The 2128-nt window shown below is 74.7% G+C and carries 3 protein-coding genes; all 3 read left to right on the top strand.

Translation table 11 applies throughout. The features are described 5' to 3' along the window. Window positions 1-61: 61 nt before the first annotated feature. Genes VB737_RS06675 through modA form a run of 3 tightly spaced genes read left to right on the top strand, consistent with a single transcriptional unit; the run spans window position 62 to window position 2065 of the window. A complete protein-coding gene (locus VB737_RS06675; protein ID WP_500312153.1) occupies window positions 62-409 on the top strand; it encodes a hypothetical protein in 348 nt (115 codons plus the stop codon). A 7-nt stretch (window positions 410-416) separates the two neighbouring features. After that, on the top strand, window positions 417-1226 hold the full coding sequence (gene cobA, locus VB737_RS06670) for a uroporphyrinogen-III C-methyltransferase (RefSeq protein ID WP_500312152.1): 810 nt from the start codon (window positions 417-419) through the stop codon (window positions 1224-1226). Window positions 1227-1246: 20 nt separating this feature from the next. Further along, window positions 1247-2065: a molybdate ABC transporter substrate-binding protein gene (modA, locus tag VB737_RS06665; protein ID WP_500312151.1), complete on the top strand. Its 819-nt coding sequence runs from the start codon at window positions 1247-1249 to the stop codon at window positions 2063-2065. Window positions 2066-2128: the final 63 nt, after the last annotated feature.

Raw genomic sequence — 2128 nt, 5'->3', positions numbered from 1 at the left:
GGGATCGGAGATGTGTATAGGCGCCATTGACTGGACCATGCCGCTCACGGTTCGCCGTTTGATGACGCTGACCTCCCCTTTGTCGAATACGGAGGTGGAGGCGGCTCTCGAGGCGGGCGGACCCCCTGCGCCGGCGGGACGCTGGCTCCTGCATCACCCGCTGGAGGGGCCGCTGGGGGCGGCGTTCCTGGCCCACCTGGAGGCCGTCACCGGTGGCCGCTGCCGCGCCACTCCATACAGTGCCCCCAATCCCGAGGATGCTCCGCTGCCCCAGCCTGGTACCGCCCTGCCCCTGGCCCTGGCGGCCAACCGGCTCACCGACGCCCTGCCGCCGTCGCTGGGCCTGCCGCTGCTGCAGCGCCCCCGGTTCCGGGCCGTGGTGCTGGAGGCCCTGATGGCACTGCCATGACGGAGCCATGACCGACGAGACCCTGGCCCTCCGCGTCGATGACGGCCCCGGGACCGTGTACCTGGTGGGGGCGGGCCCGGGGGATCCGGACCTGCTGACCCTGCGGGCCCACCGGCTGCTGCAGCAGTGCGACGCCCTCGTCTACGACTCTCTGGTGCCCACCGCCCTGCTGGATCTGGTGCCAGAGGGTTGCGAGCGCCATTTCGTGGGCAAGCGCCGCGGCCACCATTCGGTGCCCCAGCCCAGCACCAACGCGGTGCTGCGCGAGCTGGCCGGCCGCCGTCGCCTGATCGTCCGCCTCAAGGGGGGCGATCCGTTCCTGTTCGGCCGCGGCGGTGAGGAGGCGGCGCACCTGGCGGCCCACGGGATCCCGGTGCAGGTGGTGCCGGGGGTGACGGCCGGCATCGCCGCCCCCGCCTATGCCGGCATTCCGGTGACCCACCGGCGGGCCGGATCCAGCGTCACCTTCGTGACCGGCCACGAGGAGATCGACAAGCGCCGTCCTGGCGTCGATTGGCGCGGCCTGGCCCGCAGCAGCGATGGCCTGGTGATCTACATGGGGTTGCACAACCTGCGCCACATCGTCGCGGAGCTGGTGGCGGGCGGACTGGCCCCCAGCACCCCCGCCGCCGTGATCCAGCAGGGCACCGTGCGGGGCCAGCGGCAGCTGGTGGCCACCCTGGAGGTGCTCGCCGACCGGGTGGAGGCTGAGGCCTTCGCCTCCCCCTCGATCGTGGTGGTGGGGGCCGTGGTGCAGGAGCGGGTGCCGTCCTGCGCCCCGTCGCCGGCCGATGTGGCGATGCCGATACCCTTCTGAGGCCGCCGACTGCGCCGCCGATGGCCACCCCCCTGCTCCGGCGCGCAGCGGCGGCGACCCTGCTGGCCGGACCTCTGCTCGTCGGCGCCCTGGTGGCCGCGGCGGGCGGACGGGAGGGCAGGGCCAGGGCGGCGGCCCCACCGCTGCTGGTGAGTGCGGCGGCCAGCCTTTCGGGGCCGCTGCAGGCCCTGGCCGTTCCCTTCGCCAGGGGCCAGGGGGCGGCGCCGCCCCGGTTCAACTTCGGCGCCTCCGGGCTGCTGGGTCAGCAGATCCAGCAGGGGGCGCCGGCGGATGTGTTCCTCTCCGCCGGCGTCCGGCCGATGGACAGCCTGGAGCAGGCGGGTCTGTTGCTGGCGGGCAGCCGCCGGGATGTGCTCGGTAACCGGTTGGTGCTGGTGGTGCCGGCCCGTACGCCACGGCGCCCCCTGGACATCGCGGGACTGGCGGGCCCCGGGGTGCGGCGCATCGCCATCGGTGACGGCACCGTGCCGGCCGGCGACTACGCCCGCCAGGTGCTGAACCATTTCGGCCTGAGCGCGGCCGTGGCCCCGAAGCTGGTGCCCCTGGGGTCGGTGCGGGCCGTGGCCCGGGCGGTGGCCGACGGCAACGTGGACGCCGGTTTCGTGTACCGCAGCGATGCGGTGCAGCTGGCGGGCCTGCGGGTGGTGGCCACCGCCCCGCTCGCCAGCCACGCCCCGATCCGCACCAGCGGTGCGGTGCTGCGCAGCAGTCGCCAGCCCCGGCTGGCCCTGGCCTACCTGCGGTCCCTGGGAACCGCCGCTGCCCTGGCCCGGTTCCGACAGGACGGCTTCGAGCCCTTGCCCCAGCGGGTCCCCTGATGGAGGCCGCCCCGGGCCTGTCGCCCCTGGTGCTGTCGCTGCGCAGCGCCACCCTGGCGGTGC

The organism is Synechococcus sp. BA-120 BA3, assembly GCF_034931285.1.
Taxonomy (GTDB): domain Bacteria; phylum Cyanobacteriota; class Cyanobacteriia; order PCC-6307; family Cyanobiaceae; genus Cyanobium.
Note: the sequence above shows the minus strand (reverse complement) of the source record. Positions and strands in the feature narration are given on the sequence as shown.